Origin of the sequence: Kitasatospora aureofaciens (assembly GCF_001188955.3) — a bacterium.
Taxonomy (GTDB): Bacteria; Actinomycetota; Actinomycetes; order Streptomycetales; family Streptomycetaceae; genus Kitasatospora; species Kitasatospora aureofaciens.
This window is the reverse complement of record NZ_JPRF03000001.1, coordinates 582960-598581: the sequence shown is the minus strand read 5'-3', so window position 1 is coordinate 598581 and position 15622 is coordinate 582960. Positions and strand designations below refer to the sequence as shown.

At 73.5% G+C, this 15622-nt stretch carries 18 protein-coding genes and 1 pseudogene; 8 read left to right on the top strand and 11 right to left on the bottom strand.

Features of this window, described 5'->3' with window-relative positions; translation table 11 throughout:
* The first annotated feature begins 1 nt into the window (after window position 1).
* Window positions 2-1207, top strand: coding sequence for an MFS transporter (locus tag HS99_RS02645; protein ID WP_046387114.1), 1206 nt, complete (start codon window positions 2-4; stop codon window positions 1205-1207).
* A 119-nt stretch (window positions 1208-1326) separates the two neighbouring features.
* On the opposite strand, the gene HS99_RS02640 is transcribed toward HS99_RS02645, so the two are convergent.
* Window positions 1327-1689: a PRC-barrel domain-containing protein gene (locus HS99_RS02640; RefSeq protein ID WP_063737765.1), complete on the bottom strand. Its 363-nt coding sequence runs from the start codon at window positions 1687-1689 to the stop codon at window positions 1327-1329.
* Between the two features lie 254 nt (window positions 1690-1943).
* Here HS99_RS02640 and HS99_RS02635 point away from each other — a divergent pair, with 254 nt between their 5' ends.
* The gene (locus HS99_RS02635; protein ID WP_046386946.1) at window positions 1944-2420 is read left to right on the top strand and encodes an ATP-binding protein; all 477 of its coding nucleotides are present in this window, start codon (window positions 1944-1946) and stop codon (window positions 2418-2420) included.
* 145 nt (window positions 2421-2565) lie between these two features.
* On the opposite strand, the gene HS99_RS02630 is transcribed toward HS99_RS02635, so the two are convergent.
* From HS99_RS02630 to HS99_RS46160, 6 genes and pseudogenes are all read right to left on the bottom strand, one after another.
* Complete coding sequence (locus HS99_RS02630) at window positions 2566-2940, bottom strand: aggregation-promoting factor C-terminal-like domain-containing protein (protein WP_051835457.1); 375 nt, start codon at window positions 2938-2940, stop codon at window positions 2566-2568.
* Window positions 2941-3633: 693 nt separating this feature from the next.
* Window positions 3634-3984 carry a hypothetical protein gene (locus HS99_RS02625; RefSeq protein WP_030555568.1) on the bottom strand — a complete coding sequence of 117 codons (351 nt, stop codon included), beginning with the start codon at window positions 3982-3984 and terminating at the stop codon, window positions 3634-3636.
* A 39-nt stretch (window positions 3985-4023) separates the two neighbouring features.
* Window positions 4024-4584 carry a DUF2165 domain-containing protein gene (locus HS99_RS02620; protein ID WP_078938987.1) on the bottom strand — a complete coding sequence of 187 codons (561 nt, stop codon included), beginning with the start codon at window positions 4582-4584 and terminating at the stop codon, window positions 4024-4026.
* A 72-nt stretch (window positions 4585-4656) separates the two neighbouring features.
* On the bottom strand, window positions 4657-4845 hold the full coding sequence (locus HS99_RS43075) for an amidase family protein (RefSeq protein WP_030555572.1): 189 nt from the start codon (window positions 4843-4845) through the stop codon (window positions 4657-4659).
* Window positions 4846-4858: 13 nt separating this feature from the next.
* A pseudogene (locus HS99_RS40565) lies at window positions 4859-5221 on the bottom strand (amidase family protein); the annotation flags it as partial.
* Window positions 5208-5417, bottom strand: coding sequence for a hypothetical protein (locus tag HS99_RS46160; protein ID WP_030555574.1), 210 nt, complete (start codon window positions 5415-5417; stop codon window positions 5208-5210). The gene HS99_RS46160 and the pseudogene HS99_RS40565, both read right to left, overlap by 14 nt.
* Between HS99_RS46160 and HS99_RS46155 the strand changes: the two genes are divergently transcribed.
* Complete coding sequence (locus tag HS99_RS46155; RefSeq protein ID WP_078938989.1) at window positions 5337-5855, top strand: helix-turn-helix domain-containing protein; 519 nt, start codon at window positions 5337-5339, stop codon at window positions 5853-5855. The two genes, HS99_RS46160 and HS99_RS46155, sit on opposite strands and share 81 nt — an antisense overlap.
* Here HS99_RS46155 and HS99_RS02605 read toward each other — a convergent pair whose 3' ends face one another.
* Window positions 5856-8702, bottom strand: a complete 2847-nt coding sequence (locus HS99_RS02605) for an ATP-binding protein (protein ID WP_046386947.1) — start codon at window positions 8700-8702, stop codon at window positions 5856-5858.
* A 204-nt stretch (window positions 8703-8906) separates the two neighbouring features.
* Between HS99_RS02605 and HS99_RS02600 the strand changes: the two genes are divergently transcribed.
* From HS99_RS02600 to HS99_RS02580, 5 genes are all read left to right on the top strand, one after another.
* A complete protein-coding gene (locus tag HS99_RS02600) occupies window positions 8907-9683 on the top strand; it encodes a chitinase (RefSeq protein ID WP_030555578.1) in 777 nt (258 codons plus the stop codon).
* 16 nt (window positions 9684-9699) lie between these two features.
* A complete protein-coding gene (locus HS99_RS02595; protein WP_030555580.1) occupies window positions 9700-10485 on the top strand; it encodes a thaumatin family protein in 786 nt (261 codons plus the stop codon).
* 18 nt (window positions 10486-10503) lie between these two features.
* Window positions 10504-11322: a glycoside hydrolase family protein gene (locus HS99_RS02590; protein WP_030555582.1), complete on the top strand. Its 819-nt coding sequence runs from the start codon at window positions 10504-10506 to the stop codon at window positions 11320-11322.
* A 189-nt stretch (window positions 11323-11511) separates the two neighbouring features.
* The gene (locus HS99_RS02585) at window positions 11512-12105 is read left to right on the top strand and encodes a winged helix-turn-helix domain-containing protein (protein ID WP_030279131.1); all 594 of its coding nucleotides are present in this window, start codon (window positions 11512-11514) and stop codon (window positions 12103-12105) included.
* Between the two features lie 31 nt (window positions 12106-12136).
* Window positions 12137-13402: an MFS transporter gene (locus HS99_RS02580; RefSeq protein ID WP_030279129.1), complete on the top strand. Its 1266-nt coding sequence runs from the start codon at window positions 12137-12139 to the stop codon at window positions 13400-13402.
* A 22-nt stretch (window positions 13403-13424) separates the two neighbouring features.
* Here the strand turns inward: HS99_RS02580 and HS99_RS02575 are convergent, their stop codons facing one another.
* The 3 genes from HS99_RS02575 to HS99_RS02565 all read right to left on the bottom strand — a co-directional run bounded on the left by HS99_RS02575 (window position 13425) and on the right by HS99_RS02565 (window position 15594).
* Complete coding sequence (locus HS99_RS02575; protein WP_232790741.1) at window positions 13425-14129, bottom strand: hypothetical protein; 705 nt, start codon at window positions 14127-14129, stop codon at window positions 13425-13427.
* A 140-nt stretch (window positions 14130-14269) separates the two neighbouring features.
* On the bottom strand, window positions 14270-15088 hold the full coding sequence (locus tag HS99_RS02570) for a 2OG-Fe dioxygenase family protein (RefSeq protein ID WP_141763640.1): 819 nt from the start codon (window positions 15086-15088) through the stop codon (window positions 14270-14272).
* 224 nt (window positions 15089-15312) lie between these two features.
* A complete protein-coding gene (locus tag HS99_RS02565) occupies window positions 15313-15594 on the bottom strand; it encodes a hypothetical protein (protein ID WP_030279123.1) in 282 nt (93 codons plus the stop codon).
* Window positions 15595-15622: the final 28 nt, after the last annotated feature.

Genomic DNA, 15622 nt, shown 5'->3' with positions numbered 1-15622 from the left:
CATGACCTCTCCGATCCGTCGGTTACTGGCAGGGCGTACCCTTGCGGCCCTGGCGACTGCGCTGATCCCGACCACCCTCACCCTCGCCGTCGTCCGCACCGGCTCGGCGACGGACCTCGGCCTCGTGCTGTCCTGCGAGCTGCTCCCCATGCTCGTCCTGCTGCCCGTCGCGGGAGTGGTCGCCGACCGCTTCCCCCCGCAGCGGGTCGTGTTCACCGCGGACCTAGTCCGCGCCACCGCACAACTCGCGATCGGGGCGGAACTGCTCGGCGGCGGGCTGCGGATCCCCGATCTGGCCGTGCTGTCGGCGATCACGGGCGCGGCCGTGGCCTTCGGGACACCGGCCGTCCGTACGCTGGTCGCCGCCGTGGTAACCGGCGCCGAGCGGCTTCGTACCAACGCGCAACTCGGGGCCGCGCAGGGGCTCGCCCAGATCGCGGCTCCCGCGGCAGCCGGCGGCCTGATGCTGCTGGTGGGGGCCGGGTGGTCCTCCCTGCTGACCGGCGCGCTGTTCATCGCGTCCGCCTCCACTCTCGGCGGCCTGCGGCCGGACCGCTCCCTCCAGCGCGCCGAGCGGAGCGCCTTCCTGGGAGAACTGCGCGAGGGCTGGGCCGAAACCCGCCGCCACCCCTGGTTCCTGGCCAACGTCCTCGGGCACGGCGTCTGGCACCTGACGGCGGGCGTCCTCCTCACCCTGGGCCCGTTGATCACCGTACGCCACCTGGGCGGGGACACCGCCTGGGTCGTCATCGCCGAGGTCGGCACGGTGGGCACGGTCGCCGGTGTCTACGCCGCCTCCCGGCTGCCTATCCGCCAACCGCTGGTCGGCGTCGCCGTCGGCGCCGCCGTCTTCGCGCTCCCGCTCACGGCTTTCGCCCTTCTGCTACCGGTCCCGGTCGTCACGGCCGCCTACTTCGCCGGGATGTTCGGAGTCGGCGTCCTCAACCCGCTGTGGGAGACCACCATGCAACGCCGCATCCCGCCCGAAGCCCTCGGCCGCGTGGGATCGTTCGACACCCTGATCTCCTTCGCCGCCCGACCGCTCGGCCTCGCCGTCGCCGCGCCCCTCGCGGCGGGCATCGGGACCACGACACCTCTGCTCCTGGGCGCAGCCCTGGTGGGCACCGCGAATCTCGCCGTCCTCCTGCTCCCCACCGTCCGGGAGACGACCCGCGCCCCGCTCCCGGCCGCCGAACAGGCCTGCTGAGCCCGCGCCACGGACTGTCCGGCCGGCCGGTGCGACCGGGAGCACGGCGCACCGGCGGGCCGGTCAAGGGCCGAAGGCCAGAGGTCGGAGACCAGAAGTCAGAGGTCAGAGGTCAGAGGTCAGAGGAAGGGACCGACGTAGAAGGGGCCGTAGTAGGCGTCGTAGCCCGCACGGTAGTCGGTGCCGGTGCCGTGGTTGGGGTCGAACGCGGGGCCGTTTTTGATCTCGTCCTTCGTGCGGTCGACGTACACCTTCTTGTCGTGCTGGTCGACCCTGGCGACGGTGCCCGCGGGCAGGAGGACCCGGGTTCCGAAGATCCACGGGCCGGTGTCGACCACGAGGTAGGAGGCGCCGACCTCCTCCGAGTGCTTGTCGATCTTGCCGATGGGGCCGTCGGTGGCTTCGACGTGGAAGCCGACCAGGTCGGTGCCCGAGACGTGGCCGGATTCGGAACGGAACTCCCAGATCCTGCTGGCGCTCATGTCTCTCCTCGTGTCACGGCGCCGCCTGTTCGGCGACGCGCTCCGTGACGACCGCCTTCCCGCAGGCTCCGGTTCCATGCCGGCGGCTCGCCCTCCCGCCCTCCCTCCCCCTCCGGCGTGGAAGCACGGGATCGCCACCGGCGGCTTGCGGCCGCGTTCCTGAGCGGTGGTCAGCGGGCGGGAGGTGATCCCGGTCGCATGCGGCCGCCGGATGCGGGCACACGAAGGTGGCACGCACCTGAAGGGAGGCCTTCATGTCCAGGAGGAGTGGAGTGGGATGGGCCCGGCGGCTTCCGCTCGGCGCGGGAGTACGGGCCGGTCGGGAGTGGGCGAGGAGGCATCTCGACACCCTCGGCTGGAACCGGGACGCGCCGGCCCTCGCGGACGCGGTCGTGCTGGCCGTGTCCGAACTGAGCACCAACGCCCACGTCCACGCCGGCAGCGACGCGGAGCTGGTGCTGACCTGGGACGGGCGCTGCCTCCACCTGAGCGTCCACGACCACAGCAGCCGGCTCCCCCGCCCCCGGGCGGCGACGCCGGAAGCCACCGGAGGGCGCGGCCTGGCACTGGTCGACGCACTCGCCGACCACTGGCACACCCGTCTGCAGAAGGACGGCAAGACCGTCACCGCCTACTTCCACTCGCCGGGCGCGGGTCAGCCGGGCGGATGGCAGTGCCTGAGCTCCTCGGGCTCGTCCAACTCGTCGGGCCCGTCCAGCTCGTCGGGGTAGCTGCCGTTGGCGACGGGCGTGCAGGACGGCGCCGGGAGAAGCACGAGGGCCCGGGCCCTCGCGCATGGGCGCGGGCCCGGGCCCTCGTCGGTCACCCCGGCGGCCCCTGTCCGACCGCCGAGGCGGGAGGAGCCGAATGGTCGGCTCAGTACCAATGGTGGTTCTGCCAGAACGTCCACGCGGCGTTGGGGCTGCCGTAGCGGGTGTTCATGTAGTCCAGCGCCCACTTGATCTGGGTGGCCGGGTTGGTCTTCCAGTCCGCGCCCGCCGAGGCCATCTTGGAGGCCGGCAGCGCCTGGCCCAGCCCGTAGGAGCCCGAGCTCGGGTTGGTCGCGGTCACGTTCCAGCCGGACTCGTGGGAGACGATCTGGCTGAACGAGGCCAGCTGGTTCGCCGGGACGATCCGGGCGGCGACGGCCTGCGGGGAGGCGTCCGCAGCCGAGGCCACGGCGGGGACCACGGCGGCACCCAGGGCGGTCACACCGGCGGCGCCGGCCAGGATCGCGGCAGAGGTACGCATACGGAGCTTGAAAGCGGGCATGTAGAGCAAGACCTCAATCGGGTTGGGCCGAGTCACCCCCCGTTTTGGACCGCGGCCGGACAGGGGCCATAACGGTCGCGGGTGTGACTCGGCGGTTAGCGCATCCGGCGGGACAGGAGCCGGTCTGGCTGACGACAAATGCCAAGCTGCCAGACCGGTTCGGCGACCGCCAAGAGCTCCCCGGAACGATCCCCCGTCGTAGCCGGGGAGTCCGGAACCGATTCGTCGGTGGGGCTCCGCGGCGGGCCGACGGCGCCCGGCAGCCCCCTCCGCTCCTGCCCGAGCCCGTCCTCACCCGTTCACCGAGCGGTCCTCGAGCAGCGGAAACGGACACCACTATCCGTCGTCGTACACAGCACTACCGTGTGAGCGCACTCACCACGCAACCAACGTCAGCATCACCGACCGGCCGACCGCCGTCACGCTGCGGCATCACCGGGGGGATCCGCCCACCGAGGTCGTAGGCGGGCTCCAGGACCGCGGTGGACACGACCCCGGTCGGTGCCGGACGGTGCGGGGTGGCAGGAAGGCGCGCAGCAGCTGCGCGGGCAGGCTCATGGGCTCCGCGGATGCCCGGGGCGTAGCTGTCGCTGGTGTCACGTTCGGAAGTGACCAGCATGGCGAGCAGCGCGGCGAGCAGTCGGCAACGATGGAGCGGGGGCGCGTGAGCGGTCAGTCCCCCTGGGACCAGGCGGCGATCGGCAGTGACAGGTAGACGCCGAAGTCGACGAGCCCGGTCGCGGCGCGGATGCTCTCGTGGAGCGCGTCCACCCGCTCCTGCCGGTTGGCCTCCCTGCTGGCGAACCACTTGGACTTGATCTCGATCACCACCGCCAGCCCGCTCCGGTCCAGCGGGCCCAGCGACCGGAAGCGGATCTCGACGTCTCCGGGCCGCAGATCGCCGTCGTACGGTTCCTCGGGGCACTCCACGGCCAGGGACACCAGATGCGGCAGCACCGATCCCAGTTCGCGCAGGGAGGACTCGGGGACGGTGGGCGCGTGGGTCACGTCGACGAGCGGCATGCCGGACACCCTAGCCGGGCCGGCGGAGCACTGTTTCCCTCACTCCGCCGGGGCCCGGGTGCGGTGCGGCAGGTTCACCACCACCAGGGCCAGTCCCGCCAGGGTGACGTTGCGGATCGCCGCGTCGAGGCCGTTCCACGCCTTCGACTGCCACATCGCGAACCACTCTCCGCCGATCCCGATGAACCCGGCCCCGAAGAGCAGCAGCATCAGCAGCAGGCCGAGGGTGCTGAGCCGGCGTGCCACTGCGGGCCGCAGCCACCAGGCGAACGTCCCCGCCGTCAGCACCAGGGCGCTCAGCGCCTCCCAGGCGATGATCGCGACGTACGCCGCGTTCTGCAGACCCGGGGACGTGACGGCACGCCACATCAGGTCCTGGTCGCGGAAGGTGGTGTCCATCGCCAGCACGTGCTGGACGAACTGCTGGTTGGTGGCGAAGTCGGTGACGTTCCCGAAGACCACGAGCAGCAGGTAGAGCGCGTTCGTCCCGGTGAGCACGGCCGCCGCCGCGCGCGGTGAGCCGAGTTCGAGCAGGCGGTCGCGGACGGTGGGGCCGCCGGGGCTCACGGCGGCCGGACTTGCGGGGCGGGTGGTCGGCATGGGGAACAGGCTAACCGCTGCGGGGAGTTGACGGGCTGGGCGCCCGCGGGCCCGGGCGCCCGCTCAGACCGCTCAGACCGCTCCGGCCAGGGCCCGGGCGGGCCGCGTCGACTCGTAGGCGTGACCGACCCGCAAGAGTACGGGCTCGCCGAGGGGGCGGGCGGGCAGCTGCAGGCCGATCGGCAGGCCCGCCGGGTCGTGGCCGACCGGGACGGTCAGGGCGGGCACCCCGGTGATGTTGGCGGGGGCGCTCAGGCGCACGTAGGCGTCGGAGACGGCCTCGGAGGACGGCGCCGGCCGCGCCCAGGCGCGCGGCGACCGTGCTGTCCGCCCCGGCGCGGTGGCCGGCGCGGCCCCGGGAGCTGGCGGTGGTGGGCATCCCGCCGACGTCGATCAGGTCCTTCAGCCCCATCGGGATGCCGTGCAGCGGTCCCCGGTAGCGGCCGTGGGCCACCTCGTGTTCGGCCTCGGCCGCCGCCCGGCGCGCCCGCTCGGCGGTGACGGTGACGTAGGCGCCGAGGTGCGGCTCCACCTCCTCGATGCGGCCGAGGACGGAGTCGACCAGTTCTACCGGGGACAGGCGCCGGGCCCGGATCGCGTCCGCGGCGGCGGCCAGGGACAGCTCATACGGCTGCACGGTGCGCCTCCTGCACGGGGTGGTAGGCGGCGGCGGGCGGGACGTCCTCGAAGTCCAGTTCGCGCAGGACGGCGACGACGTGGTGGATGTGGTCGGCGACCACGGTCACCGCGGCGTGGCGCTCGGCGGGCAGGCGGAGTCCGGCGCGGGCGGCCCAGCGGGCGGCTTCCGGGGGTGTGAGTGCGAGGGCTGGCACGGCTGTGGTCCTTCTCGGTGGGGCTGGGCGGAAGAGGCGGTTGCCCGGGAGGTCTTCACCGAACAGGGCCACGACCCCCACCTGGACGACGTGGCGCGCCGGGCCGGTGTCGGGGCCGCCACGCTCTTCCGCCGCTTCCCCGACAAGGCCGTGATCCCTGCGGGCCGTGCTGGACGCGCGCTTCGACGAGCGGGTGCGGCCCGTCATCCGGGCGGCCGCCCACGACCCCGATCCCGCATCGGCACTGGCCCGGGTGCTGGAGACTGCTCTGGAGTCGGTGGCCGGCGACTACAACGTGCTGGCCGCCGCCCGGGTCGCCGGCGTGCTGACCCCGGCGACCGGCGAGGAGTTCTTCGCCGCCCTCGACACCCTCCTGGCACGCGGTCAGGACGCGGGCGCGCTCCGGCACGCACCGTCAGCCCTTCGGCCGACCGTTGATCACCGGGCCGCGGCCCGGTGGCTGCGCGCCCCGGTCGCCGCGGCGACCTCCCGGCGTGAGCGGACGCCGAGCTTGCCGAGGATGTGGGAGACATGGGTCTCCACCGTGCGACGCGAGAGCAGCAGCATCGCGGCGATGTCGGGGTTGGACAGCCCCTGCACGACCAGTTCGGCCACACGCTGCTCCGTCACCGTCAGCGCGTCCCGGCCGGAGGCCGGCCGGGACCGCGGTCCCCGGATCCCGGCCCGCACTCCCCAGGGGCGCATGCGGGCGGCGGCGCGCCGCGCGTCCCAGACCGCGCCCAGCTCGGCGTAGACCGCGAGGGCCTCTCCGAACGCGGCGCGGGCCGCGTCGCGGTCCCCGGACGCCGCGTGGAGCACGGCGAGGTCCTCGAGGGCGTTTCCGAGGTCAGGGGGGCGGTCGGCGGTGCGGTGGTGGTCGATCGCGACGAGCAGCCGGGCCGGGTCGTCGTGCAGCAGTCCGCGGCACCACTGGGCGGCCGCCCGCGTGGCGGGCAGCGGTTCGATGTGGGCGTTGCGTCGGCTCGCGAGCGCCGCGGTCCGCGCCGTGCGCCGGTCGTCCACGGCCAGCGCCAGGCGGACCAGGCCGGCCAGCCACTCCGGATGCCTCCTGGTGTCGTACTCGTACGCGGGGGCCAGCAGCGCCGCGAGCACCTGGAGGGCCTCGCGGGGCCTGCCCGTGCGTTCGAGGGCGAGGCTGCGGGCCACGATCCGGTAGGAGGCCGCGACGGGCCAGGTCGGCGGCACCGTCCGGGCATCCAGGATGTCCGGGTGGCCGGCGGCCTCCTGCCCGCTGTCCCGCCGGGCGCTGATCAGCGTCCGCAGGCTGTGCCGGGCGAGTTGCCAGCGCTCCTGCGGGAGGTCGGTGACCTCGTCCAGGACCGCCTGGGCGTCGTCCCAGCGACCGTGCTCGTAGTGCCTCTCGGCGATCTTGACCAGGCTCATGGAGAGCAGCGTCTCCCCGGTCCGCCCGGCGAGGGTACGGGCGTGCGCCAGGGTCTCCTCCGCCTCCTGGGGGCGGCCGAGGCCGTCCAGCGCCACAGCCCGGTGGCCGAGCAGCATGAGCCTCAGGTCCACGAGTTCGCGGTCGTCGCCGATCTCCGCCAGCGCGCGGTCGGCCAGGGCCAGCGCACCGGCCTGGTCGCCCTCCCGGCTGCGGATCAGGGCGCCCGCGTTCAGGGCGTAGCCGATGGTGGTGGCGCTGTGGAGCCGCACCCCTTCGGCGAGTGCCTCGGTCATGGCCGTGCGGCCCGCGCCGAGCCGGCCCTGGAAGCCCCGGGCGAGCGCGAGCAGGGCCAGCAGGCCTGCCCGCCAGCGCGGCCCGAGCCGCGGGTCGCCGACGGCCGCCTGCCAGTTCGCCTCCACGTCCTGGTAGCGGCCGGCCCGCAGCGCGACGCCGGCGAGCAACCACCTGGCCCGTCCGACGAGTTCGCGGTCGGAGGTCGCCAGCAGGATGCTACGGGCGAGTTGCTCGGCGCGCTCGACGGGCCCGGTGCGGAAGTAGAGCGCCGCCAGCCGGTCGGCCAGCAGGTGGTGCCTCGGACAGTCCGCGTCCGTCTGCCGCAGGGCGTGTTCGAGCAGGTCGGCAGCGAGCGCCGGGGCCCGGTCGACCAGTTGCGCCGCGTGGTCGGCGAGCCACTCCCACTCCCAGCCGTCGGCTTCCCGCACGGCCGGCAGGATCAGCGCGGCCACGCGCTCGATCGGCGCCCCGGCGGCGGTCAGCTCCTGTACCGCCCGCCGCAGGAGCCCCGCGCGCAGGGCGGACGGGATGGTCTCGTGGAGCACCTCTCCCAGCAGGGGGTGACGGAACCGCAGCCGGGGCCCGGCCGACTCCAGCACGCCCGCGCTCAGCGCCTCCTCCACCACCGTCAGGAGGTCACCGCTTCCCGCCGCTGCCGTCAGCTCCGCTGCCGAGAACTCGGGTCCGAGCAGGGAGGCGACGCGCAGCGCCTGTTGGGCCCTGGCCGAGAGACAGGCCAGCCGGTCCGCGATGACGTCCGTCAGCGACCGGAGGTCACCCGGGTCTCCGCGCTCCGCGGACAGCTCCACCGTGCCGGCGGCGCGGTGCAGGGATCCGCCGCGGGCGAGGGCGTCCAGCAACTCCCTGATGTACAGCGGATTTCCGGCCGCCGAGCCGAGGCGGGCCGTGAGCCGCGGCCCGGGGGTTCCGCCGGCCAGCACACCCGCCAGCTCCGACACGCCCGCCTCGCTCAGGGGGTCGAGTGAGAGCACCCGTCCGCCCTGGGGGCGAAGCTCCCGGCGCAGCCGCGCCAGGCCCGGCCGGCGGGGCACCGGCCGGCAGGTCCCGATGGCCAGCAGCGGCCGCCGCATTGCGGTCCGGCACAGGCGGCGCCACATCAGCAGGGTCGTCTCGTCGGCCCATTGCAGGTCCTCCAGTGCCAGCACCACCGGTCCGGACGCGCACAGCCGGTCGACACGGGTCAGCAGTTGCTCGGTGGCGGCCGCCACCGGATCGGCGGCGAGGAGGTGCGTGTCCCGGTCCGCGCAGGTGTGCGGCCGTCGAGACGGCGGTGCGGCCTCCGCGTGCCGGGGGTCGGCCCAACGCGGGGGCACGCCGAGGAGTCGTGTCATGGCCGACAGCGGAAGCCGCTGCCCCAGCTCGTCGCACTGCCCGAACAGGACCTCGCAGCCGACGGCCCCGGCCGCGGCGAGCGGTGCGGCGAGCAACGCGGACTTGCCGATGCCGGGTTCGCCCTCGACCAGCAGGCTGCCCCCACGGCCGGCCGCGACATCGGCGACCAGGTCCGCCAGCAGTGCTCGTTCGGCTCCCCGACCGGTCACGCCGACCATGTACGGAATCCGCATGTACATGACCTTAACCGGCTCGGGCGGGGCGCCAAACGTCGCGCACGTCACGCCCGGATCACCGAGGGGCGGCCCGGCGGCGTACGGCACTCCGGAACCTCAGTGAGTCTCACGGATGTCTCCACGGATCCGCCGCCGGACGATCATCCGGCGCCCCCGGCACGGTCATTCGGAGAATCCGTCACCACGCGAGGAAGGTCCCGCATGTCCCTTCGACGCTCAGCCCTGAGGATCGCCGCGGCAGTGGCAGCCGTATCGGCGATCGCCCTGCCCACCGCCGCCTCCGCGTCCACCTCCACCTCCGCCTCCGCCTCCGCCGAGTCGAAGGCCGGACCGACGCACGCGACGGCGGCGGACCAGGCCGGTTTCGTCGTGAGCAAGGCCCAGTTCGGCCGGATGTTCCCGAACAGGAACCAGTTCTACACCTACGAGGCACTGGTCGGCGCGATGAGCGCCTACCCCGCCTTCGCACACACCGGGAACGATCAGGTCAAGCGGCGGGAAGCGGCGGCCTTCCTGGCGAACGTCAGCCACGAGACCGGCGGCCTGCGCCACGTCGTGGAGCAGAACACCGCCAACTATCCGACGTACTGCGACGCCGCCCGGCCCTACGGGTGTCCGGCGGGACGCGCGGCCTACTACGGACGAGGGCCGCTCCAGCTCAGCTGGAACTTCAACTACAAGGCGGCGGGGGACGCCCTGCACATCGACCTGCTCCACAACCCCGACCTGATCCAGACCAATCCTCAGGTCGCGTGGAAGACCGCGCTCTGGTACTGGAACACCCAGACCGGGCCCGGTTCCATGACGGCCCACCAGGCGATCGTCACCGACGCCGGCTTCGGCCAGACGATCCGCAGCATCAACGGCGCCGTCGAGTGCAACGGCAGGAACACCGCCGAGATGAAGGACAGGGTCGACCTGTACCAGAGGTTCGCGCAGATCCTCGGCACCTCCCCCGGAACCAACCTGACCTGCTGAGCGGAACGGAGAAGTCATGCACAGGTTCCTGACCAGGCTGTTCGTCGCGGCGGCCGCTGCCGCACTGACCGTGGTGCTGCCGGGCGCGGGGCCGGCGACGGGCGCGGCAGTGCTCCCCCGTACCGCGCCGGTCGCGGCTGCGGCGGTCAACCACACGGTGACGTTCGTGAATCACTCGTCCCAGAAGCTCTGGATCGGAAGCGGCGTCAACGCCGACGGGTCGAAGCAGTTCACCCGGCTACCGGTCCTCGCTCCCGGGCAGTCCGCGACGGTGGCGATTCCCGAGACGGCCGCCCCGTTCCACTGGCGTGGAAAGTTCTTCGCACGGCAGGGCTGCGGCGGGGCCTCCGGCAGCACCTTCCACTGCCGGGTGGGTGACTGCGGCCCGTCGGCCGACCACTGCACGACGGGCGAACAGCCCGTCGGCCTCGCGGAGTTCAACTTCGACAGCAAGGACGGCGCCGCTCCCTGGTACGACGTGAGCTACGTGAACGCGTTCTCGCTGCCGATCACGATCACTCCGGTGAACGCCGCGCCGGCCGGCGGAGGCTGCGAGACGCGGGGCTGCGCGACGAACCTGCTGCCCTACTGCCCACCCGCCGACCTGACGCGCGGGCCGGACGGCAAGCCCGTACTGTGCACCAACCCCAGCCGGGACACCCCCAGCGACTACAGCCGCGCGCTCAGCGCGAAGTGCCCCAAGGCCTACACCTGGTCCAAGCAGGACCAGGTGCCGGGCAACAAGGTGATGCAGCAGTGCAGCCGCTGCAGCGGCTTCACCGTCACCTTCGGACCCGCGTGATCGAAGGAGGGGAACGTCTTGCCGGGTCGAACACGCCTGTTCGCCGTTCTACTCGCGGTGCTGACCTGCCTCACGGTCGGCAGTACCGCCGACGCGTCCGCCGCCCCGGTGAAGAAGAAGGGCGTGAGCGCCTGGAACTTCACCGACGCCACCGGGGCACTGGCTGACTCCGGGGTCGGCTGGTTCTTCACCTGGGCCTCGGACCGGCAGCAGATCAAGCCGCCGGCCGGCGTCGAGTTCGTCCCCATGATCTGGGGGGCGGCCTCGGTGACCGACGCACAGCTCGCGACAGCCAGGAAGGAGGGCACGACGCTGCTCGGGTTCAACGAACCCGACCTGCCGGCGCAGGCGAACATGAACGTGTCCCGGGCCCTCGACCTGTGGCCCCGGCTCCAGTCGACCGGAATGCGCCTGGGCGCACCCGCGGTGGCCGGCGGCGGCGACGTCGCGGGCGGCTGGCTCGACCGGTTCATGAAGGGCGCCGCCTCCCGCCACTACAAGGTCGACTTCGTCCCCCTGCACTGGTACGGCTCGGACTTCCGCGCCGACGCCGCGACCGGTCAACTGCGCAGCTACCTCCAGGCGGTCCACAACCGCTACAACAAGCCGATCTGGCTCACCGAGTACGCCCTGATCGACTTCTCCAGCGGCACCCCGAGGTATCCGACACCGGAACAGCAGGCCGCGTTCGTGACGAAGTCGACCGCGATGCTCCAGGGCCTCCCCTTCGTCGAACGCTACGCGTGGTTCACCCTCTCCGCGGACCGCGGTGGCACCGGTCTCTACAACCGGGCAACCCCCAACCGCGTGGGTACGGCCTACCGCGCGGCGGGCTGAGCCCGAGCGGCCGACCGGACCCGCACACCCCCGTCCGCGACTGCGGACGGGGGCGCGGTCGATCACGGCGCCCGACCCGGCGAACCCGTGGCCGGGCTCCGGACCGCGTCCCGGAGCCCCTGAGGTCTCCGAAATTTTTATTGCGCAGTTTTCATTGCGCAACTTTCCTTTCGTACCTACCGTGGAGGCATGCCCGAAACCCCCCGGCCGGAGCGGATCACCGACCTCTCCCGCCTCAAGGCGTTCACCAACCCCCTGCGGATGCAGCTCTATCGCCTGCTCTACGCGGCCGGCACCGCCACCGCCTCGCAGCTCGCCGAGCAGGTCGACCAGGCGCCGTCCCTGGTCAGCTACCACCTGCGCAAGCTGGCCGAACTCGACTTCGTCGTCGAGGCGACCGGTCAGAGCGCCGACGGACGGGAGCGGTGGTGGCAGGTCGCCTCCGAGGAGGGCTGGGGCTTCCGCGAGTCGGACCTCGCCGGGACGCCCGAGGGCGCGGCCGCGGTCGGCGCCGTCACCCGCGGCCTGCTCGACAGCCGCGCCGCCCAGGTCCGCACCTACCTGGACCAGGGCGCCGCCTGGGGCCGCGAGTGGACGGACGCGGCCTTCACCTCCGAGTGGCTGCTCGATCTCACCGCCGCCGAACTCGCCGAACTGAACGACGAGTTGCAGGCCCTGGGCCGCCGCTGGCGGGAGCGCGGCAGGGCCGCCAAGGCGGCCGGCGACAGCGAGAACCGCGAGCACGTGTCCGTCCACCTGTACGGCTTCCCGTTCCGCCCCTGACGCGTCCGCCCACCCACAGGAGCCCGCCCCCATGGCCACGTTGGAAACGGCACCGTCCGTACGCCCCGCTCTCCCCGCGCACCGTGACGCCAACGTCCTGCGCTGGCTCACCGCCTACACCGCCTCCCTGGTCGGCGACACCGTCTACTTCCTCGCCCTCGGCTGGTCGGCCCAGAAGACCGTCGGCCCCACCGAGCTCGGCCTGGTGATGGCCGCCGGTGCGCTGCCCCGGGCGGTGCTGATGCTCGGCGGAGGGGTGGTCGCCGACCGCCTCGACCCGCGGCGGGTGATCCTCGGCAGCGACGCGCTGCGCTGCCTGCTCATCCTCTCCATCGCCGCCGCTGTCGCCCTGACCACGCCCGCCCTGTGGCTGCTGATCGCGGTGGCTCTGGTCTTCGGCGCCGTCGACGCCCTGTTCGTCCCCGCCGTCGGCGCCCTGCCGCCCCGCCTCACCAGCCCCGACCAGCTGGCCCGCGTCACCGGTCTGCGCTCGCTCGCGATGCGCCTGGGCCAGATCGCCGGCCCGCCAATCGGCGGCCTGGCCATGGCCCTCGGCGGCCCGGCCGTCGCCTTCACCGTCGCGGGCGGGCTGTTCGCCCTGTCGCTGCCCCTGCTGCTGTCCGTACGGATCCGGCCCCTGGAGCCGCACGAGGACCGGGCCGCGCCCGGTGGATCCGGCACCGCCCGTGCCGAGCTGCGCGACGGCCTGCGCTACCTCCGGCGCCACCGCCTGCTCGGACCGCTGGTCCTGGTCGGCGCCGTCTGCGAACTCGGCCTCATCGGCACCCTCAACGTCGGCATGGTGCTCCTCAACGCCGAACGGGGCTGGGGCCCGTCCGGCCTCGGCCTGATCGTCGCCTGCTTCGGCGCGGGCGCCGCCGCCGGCGCCGCCCTGCTCGCCGTCGCCGGCTGGCTGCCCCGGGCCGGCCTGACCATGGCCGTCACCCTGCTGCTCGGCAGCCTGGGCGCGGCCGCCATGGGCTCGCTCCCCGCGCTGTGGTCGGCCGCCGTGCTCGCCGCGTTCGTCGGCCTGAGTGCGGGCGTCTTCGGCAGCCTGGACGGCGCCCTCGTCCAGACCACCGCCGACCCCGCCTACCTGGGCCGGGTCACCTCCGTCGTGATGCTCACCATGGTCGGCGTCGCCCCGCTCAGCTACCCCCTGGTCGGCGCCGCCATCGGCGCCTGGGGCGCCGCGCCCGTCTTCCTGGGCTGTGGCGGCCTCTCCTGCCTCGGCGCGATCTACGCGCTCACCTCCCGGCCGGTCCGGCAGGCCGAACTGCCCCGACGCCCGCGCTGACCGGCCCCGCCGACAGCTCCGGTCACTCGGCCACGCCCAGCCGACGCCCGTACTCCGTGAGGGCCAGCACGCCGGTGCCCCGTACCGGCGTGTCCGGTCCGATCGCCCCGGGGTCGAGGCTCAACTCCCCGGCCAGACGGGGTGCCAGTTCGAGCAGCTCCCACTCCCAGTCGTCCGCCTGCTCCTCGGGGTCCACCTGGCCCGCCGCGAGCGGGGGCAGCCCCAGCTCGGCACGCCGCCGCTGCTCGTAGGGCAACGGCGCACCCAGCTCCAGGTGCGCCGTCTCCTCGCCCGGGACGAAGCCGAACCGCCGTACGGCCACGCCCTGTTCGGCGACCAGGACGGCCGAGCCGTCGTTCTGCGCGCTGTACCAGTACGCCTGGGCCCGCCCGTAGCGGGCGCTCAACCGCTCGCAGGCCGCCAGGACGTCCGCGGCCCGCTCGGCGTCGACCGGATCGCACCAGGCTCCCGCCACCAGCGTCCACCCGGCCAGCTCCGGCGTGACGAACACCCGGCGGAAGCCGTCGTGCGGATCGTCGTCGGAGAAGGGGTGGCCGTCGCCGTCCACCGCGTCGACCCCGACCTCGAACGACACCGGCAGCGGCGCGGACAGTCCCAACAGGTCCATCACCCCGGCCTGGTCGCCGGTGTTCACCGCGATCCACGCCAGCCAGCAGCAGACCAGGGGCACCGGCCGGTCCTCGGACACCCCGGTCTTCGCTCCCATGTGCCCCGTCCCTCCCGTCCGCCCCGTCCGCCCCGGCCGTTCCGTCCGTTCCGTCCGTTCCGTTCCGGGACATCCGTTCGGAGGCTAGCGGGCAGGTCTGACAACGGGCCCGACCCTGCCGCGGGAACGGGCGCGCCCGGCTACAGCCCGGGTTCGTACGGGGCGATGCCGACGATGAGGATCTCGCGCCGCCCGTCGCCCTCCTCGTCACCGAGACGGACCGGGCCGACGTAGTGGCTGACCCGCTGGTCGTGCACACCGTAGCCGTCCAGGGGCTCGGTCAGGAAGAACCGGTCGTGGACGGCCCCCGGGGGCAGGTCGTCGGGTTGCCGACCGGCGCTCTCCGGGGTGGCGATGACGTTCTCGCCGCCCTCGACGTTGCGCCGCCCGAGGAGGTGGGCGAAGGTGAACGTCGCCGGCGAACCACCGTCCTGGTGCAGGCAGTTCGGCGAGGACACCGCGACCTGCTCGCGGTCACGCACGGCGAGCGCGATCAGGTGGACACCCACGTAGACGGGGACGCGGTGCAGGTCCTCCAGCCACAGGGCGTGGTCGAGATCGGCACGGATCAGGGCCTCCAGCAGTCGGTTGCCGTGGAGGGCGGGCGGGATGTCGGGCAACCGACGGCGCATCCGCGGGTACTCGGGGTTGTGCTCGTCCTGCCAGTACTCGGTGGCGGTGCCGAACTCGTCGTCGGGAGCGCCCGGAACGTAGGACAGCTCCCCGGTCCAGGGCAGGTGGACGGCGTGGGAGTAGCGGCGGAACCGGTTGGTCCGCCGTGCGTACGGGTCCGGGGGCAGGTCGCGACAGGCGTCCGTGAGGCCCTCGAAGTCCGTCGCGAACGTCTCGGTGTCGATGCCGAGATCGGCGGCGCTCAGCCGGGCGTAGCCGTCACGACGCACACGCCCGTCTCGTACCGCCGCCGGAGCTGCGGACGGCCGGGCCATGACGCGGGGCACGATCACAGGGTCCTCCCGAAGTCGACCGGACGGTTCTCGGCACGGAGCGGCCGGTGCGGTCCGGTGTCCGAAGCCGCCCCGGGGCGCGTGTACCGCCGCGAGGACGCGCCAAACCCTCCCGGCGCGGAGCGGACGCGACACACGCGGCACACACTCGGGCGCCTGGCGGCCGGGGTCCGCAGGCCCCGGCCGCCAGGCGGCGGTGGACGCGTCCGACGACCGGATCACGCGTCGTCCGACACCTCCGTCTCCCCCGACTCGTCGGGCCCGAGCCGGCGCGCCCGGCCGGGTTGCGCGGTGGTCGCGTCCCCCTGGTCCTCGACCGGGTCCTCAGGCGCCTGTCCGGACGCACCGGACCCACCGGTCGTCCCTGACCCGCCGGAGCCGCCCGATCCGTCATCGTCCCGGCCGGTCACACCCGGAGCCCGGGGATCGGTGCTGCCGTCCTCCTCGGAGCCGTGGTGCAGCGGCACACCTCCGGCGCCTCCCTGCGCGATGTCGTTCACCGTTACCTCCTCGCCTCGTGCCGGTTCC